Raw genomic sequence first — 19,973 nt, 5'->3', positions numbered from 1 at the left:
ACGCACGGATGTCTGTCTGTGCCATCGAGATGACGACCATGGCCCCGTTCACGATCTCGGCGGACGGGTCGTACGCCGCCCGGCTCGCCGGGCAGGGCGAGGCGCGCTTCGTGGAGCGCTGGACCCTGGCCGGGCCCGAGCCGTACGCGGTTCCGCTGCCGCTCGCGCAGCCCGAGGAGGCCGACAGCGAGGTGCTGCCGCTGACCGACGGGCGGGTGCTGATCCACCGGCGGGTCGCGGAGCGGCACGCCTTCGCGCTGCTGTACCCGACGGGCGCGGCGGCCGGGCCGCGCACCGGGGAGCTCCAGCTGGGCGCGGTGGACGCGGAAGAGGGCGTACGGGTGCGGCTGCTCCCGCCGTCCCCGGACGGTTCCGCCGCCTTCGCGCTGGCCGCGGCGGACGGGGTGACCACGGTGTGGCAGGTGGCCGGGTGCTCCTTCGGGCCGCAGCCGGTCGCCCGGATCCCGGGGCGGTGCTCCGGCGGGGTGTGGCTGGACCGGGTGGGCCGCTTGCTGGCCCTGGACCGTGAGCTGGAGGGCACGACCAAGGCCGTCACCGTGGACCTGGGGCGCGGCGAGGTCTCCCCGCTGCTGCAGATCGCCGAGGACAGTGACGACCGGCTGCTGCTGGCGGACCCGGACAGCGGGCTGCTGCTGATCCGCTCCGACGCCCCGGGCGAACCGCGCCTGGGCTGGGGGGTGCTGGGCAGCTCGCGTCCGGTGCGCTTCCCGGAGTGCCTGCGGCTCGGGGAGGCGCTCCCCTTCGCCGTGCAGCCGGGCCAGGCCCTGATGCCGGAGACCTGCGGGGTGGCGTTGCGGCTGCCCGAGGGGGACATCGCCCTGTGGCGTCCCGCCGACCGGCACGTGTTCCGGCTGGCCGCCCCGGCCGGCTGGCTCGGCGGTGCCGGGCTGTGGAGCCCGCAGGGCCGCCTTCACCTGCCGTACGCGACGCCGGACGTGCCGTGCGGGATCCTCGGCCTGACCCTGCCCGCGTCCCCTCCCCCGCCGGTCCGGCTGGATCCGCCGCCGGCTCCGCCCCGCCCGGTGCCCCTCCAGCAGGCTCCGCTGTCGGGGCGGTAGGGCGGGCGGGGCGGCGCGGGCATCTCGCGGCGGTGGCCCGCGGCGTTCCCGGTCAGGCGTGCTTGAGGCCCAGGACCTCCGTCGCGGCGAAGGTCTCGTTCGCCGGGCGGGAGGCGTAGTGCGGGGTCAGGACCTCGTCGAGCTCCTCGTAGGAGAAGGCCTCCTTGCCCGTGTCGAACTTGGCGGCCACCTTCGGTCGTTCCATGACGACGACGATGCCGCCGTGTACGACGAACAGCTGGCCGTTGGCCCTGGCCGACGCGGGCGAGGCCAGGTAGCCGACGAGCGGGGCGACGTGCTCCGGGGCGAGGGCGTCCAGCTCGCCCTCCTCCGGGACCGCGAAGCCCGCGAAGACGTCCTCGGTCATCCGGGTGCGGGCGCGCGGGCAGATGGCGTTGGCCGTCACCCCGTACTTGGCGAGGGCCAGGGCGGTCGAGGTGGTCAGGCCCACGATGCCGCCCTTGGCCGCCGCGTAGTTGGGCTGGCCGGCCGAGCCGCCGAGGAAGGCCTCGGAGGAGGTGTTGACGATCCGGCCGTAGACCGGGCCGCCCGCCGCCTTGGACCGCTCGCGCCAGTGCACGGAGGCGAAATGCGTGGTGTTGAAGTGGCCCTTGAGGTGGACCCGGATCACCGAGTCCCACTCCTCCTCCGACATCGAGAAGACCATCCGGTCGCGCAGGATGCCCGCGTTGTTGACCAGGACGTCGAGCTTTCCGAAGCTGCTCACGGCCAGCTCGACGAGCTCGCGCGCCTGCTCGAAGTCGGCCACGTCGCCCAGGTGCGCCACTGCCCGGCCGCCCGCCGCGCGGATCTCCGCGGCCACCTCCTCCGCCGGGGCGGCCGAGGCCTCCCCCGAGCCGTCGCGGCCGGGCTGGCCGAAGTCGTTGACGACCACGCTCGCGCCGAGCCGCGCCAGTTCGATCGCCTCGGCCCGGCCGAGCCCGCGGCCCGCGCCCGTGACGATGGCGGAGAGTCCCTCAAGTGGCAGTGACATCCGTACGGTTCCCCTCGGATTCGGCAGAACGGGTCAGAGTTCGATGCAGGTGCGCAGGGCGACGCCGGTGCGCATCTGGTCGAGGGCCTCGTTGATCTCGGCGAGGCTCACCCGGTGGGTGATCAGGTTCTCCAGGTCGATGCGGCCGGCCCGCCAGAGCGCGATGGTGCGCTCGTAGGAGCGGAGCACGTCGCCGCCGCCGTACATCGACGGCAGGATCTTCTTCTCGTCGAAGAACAGCGAGAACATGTTGATCTGGAAGTCGTCGTCGAGGGCGCCCGCGCCGACGATGACCACGGAGCCGCCGCGGCGCGTCATCTCGTACGCCTTCTGCGCGGTCGCGGACTTGCCGACGACCTCGAAGACGTAGTCGAAGCCCTCGCCGGCGGTGATCCGGTTCTTGGCGTCGGCGAACTCCTCGGGGGAGACCGCCTCGGTGGCGCCGAAGCGCAGCGCCGCCTCGCGCCGCGAGCGGACCGGGTCGACGGCGATGATCTGGGCGGCGCCCTGGACCTTGGCGCCCTGGATGACGGATATGCCGACGCCGCCGCAGCCGACGACGGCGACCGAGGAGCCGGCCTCCACCTTGGCGGTGTTGATGGCCGCGCCGAGTCCGGTGGTGACGCCGCAGCCGATCAGCGCCGCGATGTCGAAGGGCAGGTCGTCGGGGATCGCGATGGCGCAGGCGGCCGGTACGACCATCTCCTCGGAGAAGGTGCCGGTGCCGGCGAAGCCGAAGATGTCGCTGGCCGCCCGCTTGAAGTTGGGGGTGGCGACGTTCCCGAAGGCCTCCAGGCACAGGTGTCCCTGGCCGCGCTTGCAGGAGGGACAGTGCCCGCACGGCGGCAGCCAGCAGACGAGGACGCGGTCGCCGATCTTGTGGCTGGTGACCCCGTCGCCGACGTCCGTGATCACGCCGGAGCCCTCGTGACCGGGGATGAAGGGGGCGGGCTGGGGCAGGACGCCGCTCATCGCGGAGAGGTCGGAGTGGCACAGGCCGGTGGCCTTGACGCGGATCCTGACCTTGCCGGGGCCGAAGCCCACGGCTTCCATGTCGTCGACGACTTCGAGCTTGTCCTGGCCGATCTCGCTCTGCAGTGCTGCGCGCACGGTGCGGCTCCTTAAGGGGCGTACGGCTACGAGTGTTCGACGACGGTGTCGGCGAGGACCGGCGCGTCGTCCCGTTCGACGGCGGTCACCGACACCAGGACGCGGCCGGGCTCCTGCCACATCCGGATGCGGAGCGTCTCGCCCGGGAAGACGATCCCGGCGAAGCGCGTGCGGTAGGCGCGGACCCGGGAGACGTCCCCGCCGAGTGCCGTGTCGACGACGGCCTTGAGGGTCATCCCGTACGAGCACAGCCCGTGCAGGATGGGCTGGTCGAAGCCGGCCAGTTTGGCGAACTCGGGGTCGGCGTGCAGGGGGTTCCAGTCGCCGGAGAGGCGGTAGAGGAGCGCCTGGTCCTCGCGGATGTGCCGCTCCTCGACCCGGTCGGGGGCCCGGCCCGGCAGTTCCTCCTTGACGGAGGGTCCGCGCTCACCGCCGAATCCGCCCTCTCCCCGTACGAAGATCTGCGCGTCGCTGGTCCACAGCGGCCCGTCGGCGTCCGCGACCTCGGTGCGCAGCACGATCACGGCCGCCTTGCCCTTGTCGTACAGGGCGGCGACCTTGGCGGAGGAGGTGGCGTCACCCTTGACGGGGATGGGCCGGTGCAGCTCGATGGACTGGCCGCCGTGCAGGACGTGGGCGAGGTTGACGTCGATCCCGGGGGCGGCGAGGCCGCCCATCATGGCCATGCCGGCGCCGGCGACGGTCGCGAAGCTGGGGAGGACGTGGAGCTTGGATTCGAGGGTGTAGCGCAGTTCGTCCGGGTCGGTGGCCGGCAGGCCCGCGCCGAGGCCGAGGTGGTAGAGCTGGATGTCCTTGTGGTCCCAGCCGATGTTCCCCTGGCGGGGGTCGGCGGCGAGGGCCCTGGCGGCATCGATCGGCATGAGGATGCGGCTCCCTGTCGTTGGAATGTCGCTGCCCTGGAAGACCTCGGTGCGACCGTCCGCACCGTCGGCCGCACCGAGGTCGTATACGGGGGCCGGTTCTAGAACGCGTTCTAGGACCGGCCGGTGAGGGAATGTATAACGCACGCCCCCGCAGTTGGGAAGACCAGCCGGAAAGACTCCTGACTTCGCGTCAGATATGCTTTCCCGGTGGACGAAATGCCCGTGGAACACCGCCAGGCCCGCGCCCTGCGGGTCCTGCTCGATCCGCAGAACCCGGCCCTCGCGCTCCAGCTCGGCCTCGTGCCGGACATCGAGGTCGTGCGGGACCTGACGGCCCGCCCGGCGGTGGCGCTGGTCGAGGAGGTCACCGCCGTGACGGCCCTGCTGGCGGAGGATCCGGAGTGCCGGATCCTCGTCCTGACCGGTTCGGCCCACCCCGGCCTGGCCGCCTCCGCGCTCGACGCCGGGGCGGCGGGCCTGATCCTGCGCGACGGCCCGATCGAGGACCTGGCGGACTCGATCCGCCGCGCCTCGATGGGCGAGACGGTGGTCGACCCGGCCCTGGGGTGAATCCTTTTCCGGGGGTCGCGCCTCTTGTGTGTACGTGCCGATGCCAAGGTCGGCACATCACCTGGAGGTTGTCGTGATCACTGTTCTCGTGGGCGCCGGCGCGGTCGTCCTGCTCTGCACGTGCGTCCTCGTCCTGCGTCGTGGACGGGGCCGGACCCGTGGCTGACCGCACGGACTGGCCCGGCGAGGCCCTGATCGTCGCCGCGCAGGGCGGTGACCTCGACTCGCTCACCGCCCTGGTCACCGGATCGCACCCGAACGTACGGCGCTTCGCGCACTCGCTGTGCGCGTCGCGCGAGGACGCCGAGGACGCGGCCCAGGAAGCGCTGATCATCCTCTACCGGAGGATCGGCATGCTGCGCGCCTCCGGCGCCCTGGCCTCGTGGATGTTCCGCATCGTCCGCAACGAGTGCCTGCGCCGGGCCCGGCTGGTGCCTCGGGAGCGGGCGCCGCTGCCGGAGAGCGCCGTGATGTCGGCCGAGGACGAGGTGCTGCAGCGGCTGGAGGCGGGGCGGGTGGCGGAGGCCATCGCCGCGCTGCCGGCGGACCAGCGGCGCGTACTGATCATGCGGGACGTCCAGGGCTACAGCGGGCGGATGGCCGCGGAGTCCCTCGGTCTCAGCACGGCCGCGATGAAGTCGCGGCTCCACCGGGCCCGCGCGGCCGTTCAGCACTCCCTGGGAGACACCCGTGCCCTCCACTGACGCCCCTTCGTCCCTGTCCGGCTCCGGCTCCGGCTCCGGCTCCGGTTTCGCGAGCGCGTCCGTGCCGCGGCACCTGGCGCGCGGCGGGGTGGGCTTCGGCGCGCTGATCGGAGCCTTCGCGCTCCTCCCGGTCCTCGGCCCGGCCGCCCTGCTCCTCGCCCCGGTCGGCCTGGTCGCCCTGCGCGGCTGCCCGATGTGCTGGGCGATCGGCCTGGCCGAGACCGTCTCCCGGGGCCGGCTCCGCCGGGAGTGCACGGACGGCCGGTGCGAACTGAAGCCGGCCCGGTAGGGGGCTGCCCGGCGGGCGGGGAGGTGCGCCGTGCCGCCGGGCGCCGGGACTTCGTAGGCTGGCCCGATGGGCCTCTTCGACAAGTTGACCGGCACCCGGCGCCCCGCCCGCGGCACGGTGCCCCGCTCCGCCGCGGAGGTCCGGGCCGCGCTGCTGGCGCTCGACGGCCCGGACGCGCCGTTCTTCCTGCGCGAGGGCACCGCGAAGGAGGGCGCCCAACTGGTGGCGGTGTGGCGGCTCCCGCGGGGCGGCCCGCATCCCGTACGGGGCCACACCCTGCTGCGCCTGGACGCCCGGGCCCGCGAGGTGCGCACCCTCGACGAGCGGTGGGAACGTCTGGAGCCGGGCGAGCGGTCGTTCGACGGCGGCGACCTGAAGCACGTCCGCGGCCCGGTCAACTCGTTCTCCACGCAGTGGACGTTCGAAAGGGGCCCGGACGGCCGCCGCCGCATGGTCCGGGAGTCCGGCTTCAGCTCGGCGGCGGTCAAGGCCCCCCTCCGGGCAGCGGTCCTCGCGGCGGGGTGGACCTGGCGGGGCGTCTTCCGCCTGTGACCCCTTTCAGCCCCGCCTCTTCAGCCCCGCCGGCGTTTGAGGCGCGGGGTCCGGGGCGGAGCCCCGATCTTCGAGCCCCGCCGGCGCTTTCTTCAGCCCCGCCGGCGTTTGAGGCGCGGGGTCCGGGGCGGAGCCCCGATCTTCGAGCCCCGCCGGCGCTTTCTTCAGCCCCGCCGACGTTTGAGGCGCGGGGTCCGGGGCGGAGCCCCGATCTTCGAGCCCCGCCGGCGATCGAGGCGCGAGGCCCGAGGCGGAGCCCGGCGGCGGGCGCGGCGCGGCGCCGCCCGTCACCTCCGGAGCAACGTCACCACCGCCGCGCCGCCCAGGCCGATGTTGTGCGCGAGGCCGACCCGCGCACCGGGAACCTGCCGCGGGCCCGCTTCGGCGCGCAGCTGCCACACCAGCTCCGCCGCCTGCGCCAGCCCCGTCGCGCCGAGCGGATGCCCCTTGGAGATCAGTCCCCCGGAGGGGTTCACCACCCACCGCCCCCCGTAGGTGGTCGCACCCGACTCCACCAGCTTCCCGGCGCCGCCGTCCCCGCACATGCCCAGCGCCTCGTACGTCAGCAGCTCGTTGATCGAGAAGCAGTCGTGCAGTTCCACCACGTCCACGTCCTCGATGCCGAGCCCCGAGTCCTCGTACACCCGCCGCGCCGCCGCCGCGGTCATCGGCTTGCCGACCACGTCGATGCACGAGCCCGACGCGAAGGACTCCTCCGTGTCCGTGGTCATCGCCTGGGCGACGATCTCGACCGCCTTGTCGTGCAGCCCGTGCGCCACCACGAACCGTTCCGACACCACCAGCGCTGCCGCGGCCCCGTCCGAGGTCGGCGAGCACTGGAGCTTCGTCAGCGGCGCGTGGATCTCCTTCGCCGCCAGGATCTCCTCCACCGCGTACACGTCCTGGAACTGCGCGTTCGGGTTGTTCGCCGAGTGCCGGTGGTTCTTCGCGCCGACCGCCGCGAGCTGCGCGGCCGTGGTCCCGTACCGCTCCATGTGTTCCCGTGCCGCGTTCCCGAAGATCTGCGCGGTCGGCGGGGACATCTCGAAGCCGTGGCCGGCCGCCATGATCCCGTAGTGGCGGGCCACCGGCGAGGTCGCGAAGTCACCGCCGTCGGCCCCGCCGCCCAGCGCTCCGCGCTTCATCTTCTCGAAGCCGAGCGCCAGCACGCAGTCGTTCAGGCCGCCCTCCACGAACTGCCGCGCCATCATCAGCGCCGTCGAGCCCGTGGCGCAGTTGTTGTTGACGTTGTAGACGGGGACGCCGCTCAGTCCCAGCTCGTACGCGGCCCGCTGGCCGGCGGTGGAGGCCTGGAAGCAGTAGCCCACCGGGACCTGTTCGACCAGCCCGTAGTCCACGCCCGCGTCGGCGAGCGCGGCGGTCCCGGCCTCCTTCGCCATGTCCCAGTACTGCCAGTCCCGCGACTCCGGCTTCTCGAACTTCGTCATGCCGACGCCCACGATGTACGACTTCCGCGACTTCATGCCCGATGACTCCTAGTCCCTTAGTCCCTGGGGAGGCCGAGGATCCGCTCGGCGACGACGTTGAGCTGGACCTGCGTGGTGCCCCCGGCGATGGTCAGGCAGCGGGACATGAGCATGCCGTGCACCGCCCGCTCCCCCGCGCCCTCCCGTACGGCGCCGGCCGGGCCCAGCAGTTCGAGCGCGAGCTCGGCGGTCCGCTGCTGGTGCGGGGTCTGGACGAGTTTGCGTACGGACGCGCCGGCGCCCGGCTCCAGCCCGGAGACCTGCTGGAGGGTGGTGCGCAGCCCGATGCAGGCCAGGGCGTGTGCCTCGGCGGCGAGGGCGCCGATCCGGGCCCGGTACGTCCCGTCGAGGTCGGCGGCGTGTGCGAGGAGCGCTTCCAGGCCGGTGTCGAAGGTCATCTGGTCGGCCATGTGGACCCGTTCGTTGCCGAGGGTGTTGCGGGCGACCTTCCAGCCGTCGTCGGGAGCGCCGACCAGGGCGTCCGCCGGGAGTTCCACGTCGTCGAAGTAGACCTCGTTGAAGAGGGCCTCGCCGGTGATCTCCTTCAGCGGCCGGATGTCGATGCCGGGGGTGTTCTTCATGTTGACGACGAAGTAGCCGAGCCCCTTGTGCTTGGGTGCGGCCGGGTCGGTGCGGGCCAGCAGGATCCCGAAGTCGGCGCTGTGCGCGGAACTCGTCCACACCTTCTGTCCGTTGACCTTCCAGGTGCCGTCCGCGGCCCGCTCGGCCTTCGTCCGCAGGGAGGCCAGGTCGGAGCCCGCTCCCGGCTCCGAGAAGAGCTGGCACCAGGTGACGTCCCCGCGCAGGGTCGGCAGGACGTGGACGTCCCGCTGCGCCTGCGTGCCGTAGGCCAGCAGGGAGGGCACGACCCAGGTGGCGATCCCGAGGTCGGCGACCTTCACCCCGGCCGCGGCCAGTTCCTGCTGGACGACGAGCTGCTCGACGGGGCCGGCGCCGAGCCCGTAGGGCGGCGGAAGGTAGGGGGCCGCGTAGCCGGTGGGGGCGAGGATCCGCCGGGCGGCGGCCGGGTCGAGCCCGCGCGCGTCCTCGATGGCGGTCCGGGCCTTCGCCCGGTACTCCTCGGCCTGCGCCGGGAGGTGCAGGCGCAGTTCGCGCCGCGCCCCGCCCGCGGCGAGCCGTACGGCCCGCAGGCGGTGTCCGTCGCCGGCCCCCAGCAGCTGGCGGGCGACGAGCGCCCGCCGGAGGTGGATGTGGGCGTCGTGCTCCCAGGTGAAGCCGATCCCGCCGAGGATCTGGATGCAGTCCTTGGCGCAGGAGTACGCGGCGTCCAGGGCGCTCCCGGCGGCGAGTGCGGCGACGAGCGAGCGCACGTCGGCGGGTTCGTCCATGGCCTGCGCGGCGTCCCAGGCCAGCGCCCGGGCCTGTTCCAGCCGCACCAGCATGTCGGCGCACAGGTGCTTGACGCCCTGGAACCGTCCGATGGGCCGGCCGAACTGCTCGCGCACCTTGGCGTGTTCGGCGGCGGTGTGCAGGGTCCAGGCGGCGGTGCCGCAGGCGTCGGCGGCGAAGAGAGTGCAGGCCAGGTCGCGGACCAGGGCCGCGTCCACCTCCAACAGCCGGTCGGGGGCGGTGGCCACCCCGCGCGCCCGGACCTCGGCGGTGGGGCGGGTCGGGTCGGCGCTCTCGTGCGTACGGATGTCCAGCGCGGCGGCGTCGACGGCGAACCAGCGGGTGCCGTGCGCGGCTTCGGCCGCGAGCAGCACGAGGTCGGCCTCGCCGGCGCCGAGCACGGGCGGTGCGAGGCCGTCCAGCAGGTACCCGCCGCCCTCGACGGCCACGGCGGTCAGGGTCCCGGGCCCCAGCGCGACCGCCCCGACCCGTCCGGCGAGGGGCTCGGCGCCGGCCCGCGCCAGCAGGACGGAGGCCAGCGCGCTCGGCAGGTACGCCCCGGGCAGCGCGGCCCGGGCCGCCTCCTCGACGACGACGGCCAGGTCGAGCAGGGTCCCGCCGTCCAGGTGCGGTTCCAGCAGGCCCTGCGCGGTCATCGCGTCCCAGTAGGCGGGGCGCGCGCCGGTCTGCGGCGGGGTGTCGAGCAGCTTGCGCACCTCTTCGGGAGGCACGGCCCGCGCGACCCATCCGCGGACCGCCTCGGCCAGCTCGCGCTGCTCTTGCGTGATTCCGATGCCCATGCGCGGCAGACTAGAACACGTTCCAATCTGACGGAAGGTCAGATACCAGACTGCACCTCCCGGCGTGGCGTTCACTCCAATTCATTGCAACGCGATGAAGCGCGCCTGTTGCGTTGAAATCAAAGCCATTGCAATGAAATACCTGCTCTGAACTGCAGTGATGAGATCCGTGCGCAACGAGTCTGTTGCCTGATCTGTGAATGCAACGTAGCTTTTCGTTCATCAGAAACGGCGGGCCGACCGAGTGCCCGCCACTGGAGAAAGAGCAGAACCATGCAGAAGTTCGCCACCGCCACCCCCGTCTCCGCCCACCTGGACATCCCCGCCGGCCTCATCCGGTTCATCGCCGCCGACCGCTCCGACACCACCGTCGAGGTCCTGCCCGCCAACGCCACCAAGAGCCGTGACGTGAAGGCCGCGGAACGGACCACCGTCGAGTACGCCGACGGAGTCCTGCGCATCACGACCCCGGACGCCAAGAACCAGCTCCTCGGCGCCAGCGGATCCGTCGAGGTCACCGTCCAGCTGCCGGCCGGCTCCCGCGTCGAGGCGAAGGCGGCCGCCGCCGACCTCCGCGGCGTCGGACGCCTCGGCGACATCACCTTCGAAGGCGCCCAGGGCACGGTCAAGCTCGACGAGACCGCCACCGCCCACCTCACCCTCATGGCCGGCGACATCACCGTCGGCCGCCTCGGCGGCCCCGCCCGGATCACCACCCAGAAGGGCGACATCCACATCGCCGAGGCCGTCCACGGCGCCGTCGAACTGCGCACCCAGGCCGGCGACCTCACCATCGGCGCCGCCCGCGGAACCTCCGCCACCCTCGACGCCGGCACCGGCCACGGCCGCATCCACAACGCGCTCCACAACACCGAAGGCGCCCACGCCGGCCTCACCATCCACGCCACCACCGCCTACGGCGACATCACCGCCCGCAGCATCTGACCCGTAACGTTCAAGATCAACATCGTCGTCGACGAAGGGCACAAGACAGTGAGCACCACGCAGGACTACCAGGCCGCCGAACAGCTCCTCCGCCGCCCCGCCCGCCCCGGCGAGCTCGTCGTCGGCGACAAGGTCAGGCCGCAGTGGATCGACGGAGGCGCCCGCTTCCACTACGCGGTGGACAACGGCGTCGGCAAGCGGTTCGTCCTGGTCGACCCGGAGGCGGGCACCCGCGAGCCCGCCTTCGACCACGCCCGGCTCGCCGACGCGCTGGCCGTCGCCTCCGGGCAGCAGGTCGACCCCGAGGCCCTGCCCTTCATGGGGATAGAACCGGTCGGGAACGCCGTGGAGTTCTTCGCGCTCGGCGAGTACTGGCGCTGCGACCTGGACGGCTACGTTTGCGAGCGGGCCGTGTTCACGCCGCCCGGCAGCCCGCTGGAAGTGCCGTCCCCCGACGGGAAGTTCGCGGTGTCCGGGCGCGGGCACGACCTGTGGGCTCGCTCCCTGACCGACGGCCGCGAGTGGGCGCTCACCACCGACGGCGAGGCCGACCACCCGTACGGCACCGGCCCGGACTGCACAGCCAACGCCACCCTGCTGCGCAAGATCGGCCTGCCGCACCTGCCGCCCGCGGTGGCCTGGTCCCCCGACTCGACGAGGGTCCTGACGCACCGTACGGACGAGCGCGCCGTCCGCCGGACCCACCTCGTGGAGGCCCGTCCCGCCGACGGCGGCGCGCCCGTCGTCCACACCCAGCGGTACGCCTACGCCGGTGACGAGCACATGCCGCTGGCCGAGCTGGTCGTACTGGACGTCGCCGCGGGCACGGTGGTCCCCGCCCAGGCCGAGCCGCTGCTCATGCCGCAGCTGTCGCCGGTCACGGCCAAGTGGGCGTGGTGGGCTCCGGACGGCTCGGCCGTCTACTACCTCGACCGGCCCCGCGACCTGCGCACGCTCACCCTGCACCGGCTGGACCCGGCCACCGGCGAGGTCACCACCGTCCTCAGCGAGAGCGGGGACACCCGGGTCGAGCCCAACCAGTACGGTTTCGAACCGCCGATCGTGCGCGTCCTGGCCGACGAGGTGCTCTGGTACTCACAGCGCGACGGCTGGGGCCACCTGTACCGGTACGACCTGCGCACCGGCGCCCTGCTCGGCCGGGTCACCTCCGGGCCGTGGGCGGTGCGGCAGATCCTGCGCGTCGACGAGGCCGAGCGGGTGGTGTACTTCACCGCCTCCGGGCTGGTCGACGAGGACCCGTACCGGCGCACGGTGTGCCGGGCCGCCCTCGACGGATCCGGCTTCGCCAAGGTCACGGACGACGGGCTGGACCACGTCGTCACCCTGCCCGCCGACGGCCGGCGGTACTTCATCGACTCCGCGTCCACCGTCGACACCCCGCCGGTGACCTCCGTCCGCGACTGGGACGGCCGGGTGCTGGTCGAGCTGGAGCGCGCCGACATCACCAAGCTCACCGCCACCGGCTGGACGGCGCCGGAACGCTTCCGCGTCAAGGCGGCCGACGGCGAGACGGACATCTACGGGGTGCTGTACCGGCCGCGCGGCTTCGACCCCGCCCGGCAGTACCCGGTGGTGGACAACGTCTACCCCGGCCCGCAGGTCAACCGGGTCGCCCCGGGCTTCGACCCCGGCGGCATGGGCCTCGACGCGGAACCCCTCGCCGCGCTGGGCTTCGTGGTGGTGGCACTGGACGGGAGGGGCACTCCGGGACGCGGCAAGGCCTTCCACGACGCCTCCTACGGCCGTCTCGGCGACGCCGGCTGCCTCGCCGACCACACCGCGGCGCTGCGGCAGCTGGCCGCGACCCGGCCGTGGATGGACCTGGACCGGGTGGGGGTGTTCGGCCACTCCGGCGGCGGGTTCGCCGCGGCCCGCGCGATGCTGGACTTCCCCAACGTGTACAAGGCCGGGGTCGCCCTGTCCGGCTCGCACGACGCCCCCACCTTCAACCTGGGCTTCGTGGAGACCTACGACGGGGCGGACGACCCCGGGGCCTGGGCCCGCACCTCCAACGTGGACCTCGCGGACCGGCTGGCGGGCAGGCTGCTGCTCGTCCACGGCGAGATGGACGACCAGGTCCACCCGGACCAGACCCTGCGGCTCGCCGACCGGCTCGTCGCCGCCGACAAGGACTTCGAGCTGCTCATCGTGCCCGGCGCCGAGCACACGCTGCTCGACCACCTGGCCTACGTCCGCAAGCGCTCCTGGGACTTCCTGGTGCGCGAGCTGATGGGCATCCAGCCGCCCGCCTACCGCCCCGCCCCCATCGCCCTCGGCCCCGAGCTGCTCGGCGAACTGTTCTCCTGAGCCGCAGCCGCCCCGCGCGTCAGCGCGGGGTGGCCTTCAGCGCGGCGCGGGCGACCGCCTTCGCCTTGTCCTGGCACTCCGACGTCCTGTACGGGCTCGCGTACAGGCCCACCCAGACGGAGAGGTTGCCCTCGCGCACGACGAGGGTGCACGTCCAGTCGAGGCTGGGGCTCCCCCAATAGGCCTCCGTCCCGAAGGTCAGGTTCGGAGCCTCGGTCTTGTCGGCCGTGTCCACCCGGAAGCGGGCCCGCTGGGCGTCCGCGTTGTGCGCCGCGTCGCCGCCGAGACTGAGTTCCCAACGGACGAGGGCACGGGGCGCGGTGACCTGGCCGAGCCCGTTCCACGAGCAGCCCGTCCGCACGCCCCAGGCCTCCTCGGAGCGCGTGTCCAGGGACGGCACCGGACGCTGCAGGGGCAGCTGCCCGTGCACGTCCTGGCAGGTGGGAAGGGCCTTGTAGGCGACGGGAGAGTTCATCCGGTCCCGTACGTAGGCCACCACACCGGTACCCGCCACCAGCAGCACGGCGGCCGCCACCAGGGCCGTGATCCGACGCCGGCCGCGCCACGGGCTCCGGGACACCGGGCTCGGCCCGGTGGGCGGTTCCGTCGGGCGGGGCGGGACCGGCCGGCCCTTCGGGACGGGCGGCGGCGCGTCCTGCGTCAGCGCCACGTCCCGATCGTCCTCCGGTACGGGGACAGGCACGGGCGCGGGCGTGGGTGTGGGCACGGGCGTGGGTGTGGGCGTGTGTTCCGGCGCGGGCGGCGAAGGCACCGGTTCGGGGGCCGGGCCGCCGCCGAGCAGCCCGTCGATCCGGGCCCGCTGCGCGGTGAGCATCTCGTACACGGCGGAGGGCCACTGCCGCCCCGCCGGGGTCACCGGCCCGATCAGCTCGCGCAGCTCCGCCGGGGACGGCCTGGCCGCCGGGTCCTTGGCCAGGCAGCGCGCGACGAGGCCGCGCAGGCCCGCCGGGACCCGGCTCGCCGTGCACGACGTCGTACAACGTCTGGAGGGTGGAGGTGCCGGCGAAGGGACTGCGGCCGGTCACCGCCAGGGCCAGCACGGAACCGAGCGAGAACACGTCACTGGCGGGCGTGAGCGGCTTGCCCTCGGCCTGCTCGGGCGACATGTACGCGGGCGAACCGACGACCCATCCCGTACGCGTCAGCCCGGTGTCGCCCTCGGCCTCGGCCTCGCCCTCGGTGATCCGTGCGATGCCGAGGTCGATGACGCGGACGCCGTCCTCCGCGAGGAGCACGTTGTCGGGCTTGAGGTCCCGGTGGACGAGCCCGGCCCGGTGGATCTCCGCCAGGGCCGAGGTCAGACCGGCCGCGAGGCGGCGTACGACGTCCTCCGGCAGCACCCCGACCGCCTTGACCACGGCCCCCAGCGAGGGCCCGGCCACGAACACCGAGGCCAGCCAGGGCGTCGGCGCGTCCGGATCGGCGTCGATCACCGCGGCCGTGTAGGCCCCGGACACCTTGCGCGAAGCGGTGACCTCACGCCGGAACCGGGCCCGGAAGCCCTCGTCGTCCGCGAAGTGCGCGAGCACCTGCTTGACGGCGACGAGCCGCCCGTCCGGCCCGGCGCCCAGCAGTACCCGGCCCATCCCACCCTGCCCGAGCACACCGACGACCTCGAACGGCCCCACGTGCGTCGGGCCGCCCGGCCCTAGGTGCTCCATAACCTCTGCTCCCTGCCCCCAAGTAGGGAGCGGATCATACAGAGACGGCCTTGACGAACGCCGAGAAGGCCGCAGGGTGGACGGTGAAGAAGGGCCCGTCGGGGTTCTTGGAATCCCGCACGGCGACGAGACACGTCTGAGCGGCGACCTCGACGCAGTCGCCGCCGGTGTCGCCGCTGTACGAGGCCTTGCGCCAGGCGGCGGCGCCGAGGGGAGCGCACTCGACGCACTGACCGCCGGTGTCACCGCTGTACGAGGACTTACGCCACCGCGCGCCCGTCAGGTTCTGGATGGTCTCCATAGCGCTCCTCCAATACGCGGGCGATCAGGGCCGCCGACTCCCCCAGGGGCAGCGCGGCGGCCTGCAAATGATCGTATCGGAGCGAACCTTCCTTGAGAGCCTGCGGATTGGCCGTCATATGGCCCTGAACGAAGTCTTCGGTGTAGACGAGGTCATGCTCGTCTTCGAGCCGCAGGAGGGTAAACGACCCCATCTGCCCCGCATGGGCTCCCGACCCGAACGGCAGGATCTGCACCTTCACCCACTGCCGCCTCTGCATGGCCAGCAAGTGGACGAGTTGCTCCCGCATAACCTCCCGACCACCAACCTCCTGGTGCAGCACCGCCTCGCTCAGTACCGCCCAACTCAGTGGCGGGTTCTCGCGGTCCAGGATCCGCTGCCGCTCCATTCGTGCTGCCACTTTCGTGTCGAGGTTCTCCTCGCTCCACGCCCCCAGTACAGCCCTCGCGTACGCCTCGGTCTGCAACAGACCATCCACCAGCTGCGCCTGGAACGACGAGATGTACGCCGCCCGAGCCTCCATCTCCGCGTACGCCTGGAACCACGTCGGCAGCACGCTCCGCAGGACCAGTCCCACCAGGCGGGAGAAGTGCCCGTCCGTGCCCAGCGCCGCGTCCACCCGCTCCGAGAAGTCCCGCGTCGGCACCCGCTTGGTGGTCTCGACCTGGCCGATCAGCGAGCCCGTGCAGTAGATGACGTCGCCCAGTTGCGCCTGCTTCAGCCCGGCGGCCTCTCTCAGCCGACGCAGTTCGTAGCCGTAGTAGTCCAGCGGTGAGGCACTCGGATCGAGATCGCGCACGCCGACCATGGACGGTCACCCCCAAGCCAGTTGTGGTTCCGTAGCCGAGCGTAATCGTCCGGCTGCGGACAGGTGACCCGAATCACGCAATCGGCCCGGGCCCCGCTGCGCCGCCCCGGCCCCGGCATGGACCCCTACCCGGCGGTAGGGCAGCATGGGCCGACCAGTCGCAGCTCAGGAGGAACCCATGGCCGCCCACCCCAAGCCGGAGACCCTCGCCGCCTTCGAGGCCGCCAAGGGGTTCATGCCCGTACGGGAGGGGCTCGCGCTGTACGAGGCGGCCGCCGCCGCGGCCGGGCTGGGGCTGCCGCTGCTGGAGGTCGGGACGTACTGCGGGCGGTCCACGATCCTGCTGGCCGACGCCGCCCGCGAGGCCGGGGTGGCGGCGATCACCGTCGACCACCACCGGGGCAGCGAGGAGCAGCAGCCGGGCTGGGAGTACCACGACCCGAGCGTCGTGGACCCGGAGGTCGGCCTGATGGACACACTGCCGACCTTCCGCCGGACCCTGCACCAGGCCGGTCTCGAAGACCACGTGATCGCGATCGTGGGCCGGTCCCCGCAGGTCGCGGCGGCCTGGGGCGGCAAGCTCGGCTTCGTCTTCATCGACGGCGGCCACACCGACGAGCACGCCGCCGGCGACTACGAGGGCTGGGCCCCGCACGTCGCGGAGGGCGGCACGCTGGTCATCCACGACGTGTTCCCGGACCCGGCCGACGGCGGGCAGGCCCCGTACCGGATCTACCTGCGCGCCCTGGCCTCCGGCGCCTTCGAGGAGGTCTCCGTCACCGACTCGCTGCGCGTGCTGCGCCGCACGGGACCGGGCATCTGAGCCGACGAACGGCGGGCAGACAATCGCACCACGCCCCCGGATGGCCCAGGGTCCGGCCGGGCGACAGCGCAGCGGTCTAGCATCGCCGCGTGCGCAAAGACGACAGTGCCCCGCCCCCCGAGTCCGGTTCCTCGGTCAGTCCGGACCGGCCCTGGTTCACCCGCCGCTCCACGCTCGTCGTCGGGGTCGCCGCGCTCGCCCCGGCCGCTCTGGCGGGCTGGGTGCTGACCCAGGTGCTCGCCGGATCCGGGTCCGACGGGCAGCAGTCCCGGCAGCTGCCCGCCTCGCACGCGTCCCTGTCTCCGGGGCAGCGGGACGCGAAGCCGGGGTCGCCCCCGAGCGGCAGCCCGACCGCGGGCGCGAGTACGCCCGCGGCGGCCCCCGTACCCGCCAAGGGCCCGCTCGCGGGGAAGACGGTGGTCGTCGACCCCGGCCACAACACGGGCAACTTCAAGCACACCGACGAGATCGACCAGCAGGTCGACATCGGCACCAACCGCAAGGAGTGCGACACCACCGGCACCACCACGAACTCCGGCTACATGGAGGCCGAGTTCACGATGGACGTCTCGAAGCGGCTGCGTGCGGCCCTGGAGGCCCAGGGCGCGAAGGTGGTCCTCACCCACGAGACCGGCGACCGCGCCTGGGGCCCCTGCATCACCGAGCGGGCCCGCATCGGCAACGTGGCGAACGCCGACGCCGTCGTCTCCGTCCACGCCGACGGGGTCTCGGCCGGAAACCGCGGCTTCCACGTCATCCTCCCGGCCAAGGTCAAGGCCGGCGCCGCGGACACCGCGAAGATCGTCGAACCTTCGCGCGAGCTGGGCGAACGCATCGCGGGGAACTTCGCCCGCACCACCGGCTCGGCGCCCGCCAACTACCTGGGCGGCGGTACCGGTTTGGTCGTCCGGGACGACCTCGGCGGACTGAACCTGTCAACTCGGCCCAAGGTGTTCATCGAATGCGGCAACATGCGTGATGCCAAGGACGCGGCGCAGCTGACGAGTCCGGAGTGGCGACAGAAGGCGGCGCAGGGCATCGCGGACGGCATCGTCGGCTTCCTCGGCGGGTAGGCCCCCTCGGCAGCCCCGCCGGGGCTGCTCGCCGCCCCGATCCTCTCGGCCGCGGGGAACGTCCGTACCATGGTGCCGCCCGACCTGCTGCAGGCACGACCTGCGACCGCGGCACCACGTGACGACCGAGACCGAGAAGGACACCTAAGACGTGAACATCCGCTCCCTCACTCGAGGCGACGGCGTGGTGATCGGAGCAGCGGCGCTGCTGTTCATCGCCTCGTTCCTCGATTTCTACTCCGCGACGGGTGGTGACCTCCCGAGCGCGTGGGACACCGACGCCTACCGTCTGGCGCTTCCCAGCGTCTTCCTGCTCGGCTTCATCGCCGCCGGCCTGCTGATCGCGGCCCGTTTCCAGCCGGAGTCCCGCAAGGTGCTGGGCCTGCCGCTGACGGCGTGGGGCACCGCGCTCGCCGTCTCGGCCGCCTGGTCCGCGCTGTGGGCGCTGATCACCTGCCCGAGCCAGCTCGACCTGGGCGCCGGCTCCGTCATCGCCTTCCTCGCCACCATGGCGCTGGCCGGCGTGGCCGTGGCCGGTGCGAAGATCCCGGCCCTCGCGGGCCAGCTGGTGCCGGAGCCGAAGCCGGCCGCGGTGCCGCCGTACGGGGGCCAGCCCCAGCCGGGCGCCGGGTACGGCTACCCGGGCGGTCAGCAGCCCTACGGCTCCACCCCGCAGCCGGTCCCGCCGTACGGCGGCACCCCGCCGCCGGCGCCGCAGGACGCCCACCAGCCGGCTCCGGCGCCCGCCCCGGCGGCCGACTTCACGCCGTTCTGGTTCGCGGTCCCGGTGGCGCGCCCCCTCTTCGCCGAGGACGGCACCCCCACCCCGATCGCCGAACTCGCCCCGGGCACCTGGTACCTGGCCGTCGAGCAGCGCGGCCCGGCCACCCTGGTCGCGCAGACCCAGGACGGCCGCCGCGGCATCCTGAACGACACCTCGGGCATCCAGCGCGGCTGAGCCCCGCTCGCGCGCACACGACGGCCCCCCGCCCTTCCGGGCGGGGGGCCGTTGCCTTACAGTCACCAGGCGCCTGACGCATCGTCAGGTATGGCTGTCGGCACCGCGGAGGGACGTTCATGCGCCTCGGACTCGCACTCGGCTACTGGGGCCGCGGCCCCCAGCCCGCCCACCTCGACCTCGCCACCGAGGCCGAGCGCCTCGGCTACGACTCGGTGTGGACCGCCGAGGCGTGGGGCTCGGACGCCTTCACCCCGCTGACCTGGATCGCCGCGCACACCTCGCGGATCCGCCTCGGCACGGCCATCGCGCAGATGGCCGCCCGCACCCCGACCGCCACCGCCATGCACGCCCTGACCCTGGACCACCTCTCCGGCGGCCGGATGATGCTGGGCCTCGGCCTGTCCGGCCCGCAGGTGGTCGAGGGCTGGTACGGCCGCCCCTTCCCCGCGAGCCCGCTCACGGCCACCCGCGAGTACGTCGACGTGATCCGCCAGGTGCTGCGCCGCGAGGGCCCGGTCGCACTGGACGGCCGCTTCCACAGCCACCCGTACCGCGGCGGGGACGGCACCGGCGTCGGCAAGCCCCTGAAGCCCATCACCCATCCGCTCCGCGCCGACCTGCCGCTCCTGCTGGGCGCGGAGGGACCGAAGAACATCGCCCAGACCACGCGGATCGCGGACGGCTGGCTGCCCCTGTACTGGTCGCCGACCCGCACCGACGTCTATCAGGCCGTGCTGACGGACCTCCCCGAGGGCTTCATGATCGCGCCGATGGCCCGCGCGAAGGTCTGCGACGACGTCGCCGAGGGGCTGCTTCCGGTCAAGGCGATGCTCGGCTTCTACATCGGCGGCATGGGCCACGCGGCCCGCAACTTCCACGCCGACCTGATGGCCCGCATGGGCTACGAGGAGGAGGCCCGCCGCATCCAGGAGCTGTTCCTCGCCGGCCGCAGGGAGGAGGCGGTCCTGGCCGTCCCGGACGCGTTCGCCGACGAGATCTCCCTGGTCGGCCCCCGCGAGCGGATCGCCGAGCGCCTGGACCTGTGGCGCAAGGGCCCGGTCACCGACCTCCTCGTGACGGCCCCGGACCCGCACACCCTGCGCGTCCTGGCGGAACTCAACGGCTAGGGCGTCGCTCTCGGCCTAGGTGTGTTGTCCCGGGACGTTGGTGACACGCGTGCTGGGTTCTTGAAATGGGTGAGGGCCTCCGGGTTCGGTGTGGATTGCGACATCT

General features: G+C 73.1%; 20 protein-coding genes and 1 pseudogene. 12 read left to right on the top strand and 9 right to left on the bottom strand.

Annotated elements, in window-relative coordinates; all coding sequences use genetic code 11:
- Nucleotides 1-8: 8 nt before the first annotated feature.
- Nucleotides 9-1,079, top strand: coding sequence for a hypothetical protein (locus ACFYP3_RS33840; RefSeq protein ID WP_388841207.1), 1,071 nt, complete (start codon nucleotides 9-11; stop codon nucleotides 1,077-1,079).
- A 52-nt stretch (nucleotides 1,080-1,131) separates the two neighbouring features.
- On the opposite strand, the gene ACFYP3_RS33835 is transcribed toward ACFYP3_RS33840, so the two are convergent.
- From ACFYP3_RS33835 to ACFYP3_RS33825, 3 genes are read right to left on the bottom strand one after another with little or no spacing between them, the layout of a single operon-like run.
- The gene (locus ACFYP3_RS33835; protein WP_388841203.1) at nucleotides 1,132-2,073 is read right to left on the bottom strand and encodes a 3-oxoacyl-ACP reductase; all 942 of its coding nucleotides are present in this window, start codon (nucleotides 2,071-2,073) and stop codon (nucleotides 1,132-1,134) included.
- A 33-nt stretch (nucleotides 2,074-2,106) separates the two neighbouring features.
- Complete coding sequence (locus tag ACFYP3_RS33830; RefSeq protein ID WP_388841200.1) at nucleotides 2,107-3,183, bottom strand: Zn-dependent alcohol dehydrogenase; 1,077 nt, start codon at nucleotides 3,181-3,183, stop codon at nucleotides 2,107-2,109.
- 26 nt (nucleotides 3,184-3,209) lie between these two features.
- Entirely contained in the window at nucleotides 3,210-4,064 is an 855-nt protein-coding gene (locus ACFYP3_RS33825) for a MaoC/PaaZ C-terminal domain-containing protein (protein WP_388841197.1), read from the bottom strand.
- A gap of 219 nt (nucleotides 4,065-4,283) precedes the next feature.
- Between ACFYP3_RS33825 and ACFYP3_RS33820 the strand changes: the two genes are divergently transcribed.
- The 4 genes from ACFYP3_RS33820 to ACFYP3_RS33805 all read left to right on the top strand — a co-directional run bounded on the left by ACFYP3_RS33820 (nucleotide 4,284) and on the right by ACFYP3_RS33805 (nucleotide 6,182).
- The gene (locus tag ACFYP3_RS33820) at nucleotides 4,284-4,637 is read left to right on the top strand and encodes a DNA-binding response regulator (protein ID WP_388841231.1); all 354 of its coding nucleotides are present in this window, start codon (nucleotides 4,284-4,286) and stop codon (nucleotides 4,635-4,637) included.
- Between the two features lie 158 nt (nucleotides 4,638-4,795).
- On the top strand, nucleotides 4,796-5,341 hold the full coding sequence (locus tag ACFYP3_RS33815; protein WP_388841194.1) for an RNA polymerase sigma factor: 546 nt from the start codon (nucleotides 4,796-4,798) through the stop codon (nucleotides 5,339-5,341).
- Nucleotides 5,328-5,630: a hypothetical protein gene (locus tag ACFYP3_RS33810; RefSeq protein WP_388841191.1), complete on the top strand. Its 303-nt coding sequence runs from the start codon at nucleotides 5,328-5,330 to the stop codon at nucleotides 5,628-5,630. The genes ACFYP3_RS33815 and ACFYP3_RS33810 overlap by 14 nt, the downstream gene beginning before the upstream one ends.
- Nucleotides 5,631-5,696: 66 nt before the next feature.
- Nucleotides 5,697-6,182, top strand: a complete 486-nt coding sequence (locus tag ACFYP3_RS33805) for a hypothetical protein (RefSeq protein WP_388841188.1) — start codon at nucleotides 5,697-5,699, stop codon at nucleotides 6,180-6,182.
- Nucleotides 6,183-6,469: 287 nt separating this feature from the next.
- Here ACFYP3_RS33805 and ACFYP3_RS33800 read toward each other — a convergent pair whose 3' ends face one another.
- Together ACFYP3_RS33800 and ACFYP3_RS33795 are read right to left on the bottom strand one after the other, a co-directional pair.
- Nucleotides 6,470-7,666: a lipid-transfer protein gene (locus ACFYP3_RS33800; RefSeq protein ID WP_388841185.1), complete on the bottom strand. Its 1,197-nt coding sequence runs from the start codon at nucleotides 7,664-7,666 to the stop codon at nucleotides 6,470-6,472.
- Between the two features lie 20 nt (nucleotides 7,667-7,686).
- Complete coding sequence (locus tag ACFYP3_RS33795; RefSeq protein WP_388841182.1) at nucleotides 7,687-9,819, bottom strand: acyl-CoA dehydrogenase; 2,133 nt, start codon at nucleotides 9,817-9,819, stop codon at nucleotides 7,687-7,689.
- Between the two features lie 273 nt (nucleotides 9,820-10,092).
- On the opposite strand from ACFYP3_RS33795, the gene ACFYP3_RS33790 reads away from it, so the two are divergent.
- Together ACFYP3_RS33790 and ACFYP3_RS33785 are read left to right on the top strand one after the other, a co-directional pair.
- Complete coding sequence (locus tag ACFYP3_RS33790; protein ID WP_388841179.1) at nucleotides 10,093-10,764, top strand: DUF4097 family beta strand repeat-containing protein; 672 nt, start codon at nucleotides 10,093-10,095, stop codon at nucleotides 10,762-10,764.
- A 48-nt stretch (nucleotides 10,765-10,812) separates the two neighbouring features.
- Nucleotides 10,813-13,092, top strand: a complete 2,280-nt coding sequence (locus ACFYP3_RS33785) for a DPP IV N-terminal domain-containing protein (protein ID WP_388841176.1) — start codon at nucleotides 10,813-10,815, stop codon at nucleotides 13,090-13,092.
- Between the two features lie 19 nt (nucleotides 13,093-13,111).
- Here the strand turns inward: ACFYP3_RS33785 and ACFYP3_RS33780 are convergent, their stop codons facing one another.
- The gene (locus ACFYP3_RS33780) at nucleotides 13,112-13,969 is read right to left on the bottom strand and encodes a hypothetical protein (protein WP_388841173.1); all 858 of its coding nucleotides are present in this window, start codon (nucleotides 13,967-13,969) and stop codon (nucleotides 13,112-13,114) included.
- A gap of 169 nt (nucleotides 13,970-14,138) precedes the next feature.
- Nucleotides 14,139-14,684: pseudogene (locus ACFYP3_RS33775) on the bottom strand (serine/threonine-protein kinase); the annotation flags it as partial.
- Here ACFYP3_RS33775 and ACFYP3_RS33770 point away from each other — a divergent pair.
- A complete protein-coding gene (locus tag ACFYP3_RS33770; RefSeq protein ID WP_388841170.1) occupies nucleotides 14,631-14,765 on the top strand; it encodes a hypothetical protein in 135 nt (44 codons plus the stop codon). The pseudogene ACFYP3_RS33775 and the gene ACFYP3_RS33770 overlap by 54 nt on opposite strands.
- A 43-nt stretch (nucleotides 14,766-14,808) precedes the next feature.
- Here the strand turns inward: ACFYP3_RS33770 and ACFYP3_RS33765 are convergent, their stop codons facing one another.
- Together ACFYP3_RS33765 and ACFYP3_RS33760 are read right to left on the bottom strand one after the other, a co-directional pair.
- Nucleotides 14,809-15,075, bottom strand: a complete 267-nt coding sequence (locus ACFYP3_RS33765; protein ID WP_388841168.1) for a DUF397 domain-containing protein — start codon at nucleotides 15,073-15,075, stop codon at nucleotides 14,809-14,811.
- Nucleotides 15,035-15,883 carry a helix-turn-helix domain-containing protein gene (locus ACFYP3_RS33760; protein ID WP_388841165.1) on the bottom strand — a complete coding sequence of 283 codons (849 nt, stop codon included), beginning with the start codon at nucleotides 15,881-15,883 and terminating at the stop codon, nucleotides 15,035-15,037. Before ACFYP3_RS33760 ends, ACFYP3_RS33765 begins: the two co-directional genes overlap by 41 nt.
- Before the next feature lie 178 nt (nucleotides 15,884-16,061).
- On the opposite strand from ACFYP3_RS33760, the gene ACFYP3_RS33755 reads away from it, so the two are divergent.
- The 4 genes from ACFYP3_RS33755 to ACFYP3_RS33740 all read left to right on the top strand — a co-directional run bounded on the left by ACFYP3_RS33755 (nucleotide 16,062) and on the right by ACFYP3_RS33740 (nucleotide 19,867).
- Nucleotides 16,062-16,706 (top strand): class I SAM-dependent methyltransferase, encoded by a 645-nt coding sequence (locus ACFYP3_RS33755; protein ID WP_388841162.1) that lies wholly within the window; start codon nucleotides 16,062-16,064, stop codon nucleotides 16,704-16,706.
- An 89-nt stretch (nucleotides 16,707-16,795) separates the two neighbouring features.
- Entirely contained in the window at nucleotides 16,796-17,779 is a 984-nt protein-coding gene (locus tag ACFYP3_RS33750; RefSeq protein ID WP_388841159.1) for an N-acetylmuramoyl-L-alanine amidase, read from the top strand.
- 151 nt (nucleotides 17,780-17,930) lie between these two features.
- A complete protein-coding gene (locus ACFYP3_RS33745) occupies nucleotides 17,931-18,737 on the top strand; it encodes a hypothetical protein (protein WP_388841156.1) in 807 nt (268 codons plus the stop codon).
- Between the two features lie 119 nt (nucleotides 18,738-18,856).
- Nucleotides 18,857-19,867, top strand: a complete 1,011-nt coding sequence (locus tag ACFYP3_RS33740; RefSeq protein ID WP_388841152.1) for an LLM class F420-dependent oxidoreductase — start codon at nucleotides 18,857-18,859, stop codon at nucleotides 19,865-19,867.
- The last annotated feature ends 106 nt before the right edge of the window (nucleotides 19,868-19,973 follow it).

The sequence above is a fragment of the Streptomyces sp. NPDC005533 genome, assembly GCF_042871845.1.
In the GTDB taxonomy this organism is placed as follows: Bacteria; Actinomycetota; Actinomycetes; order Streptomycetales; family Streptomycetaceae; genus Streptomyces.
Note: the sequence above shows the minus strand (reverse complement) of the source record. Positions and strands in the feature narration are given on the sequence as shown.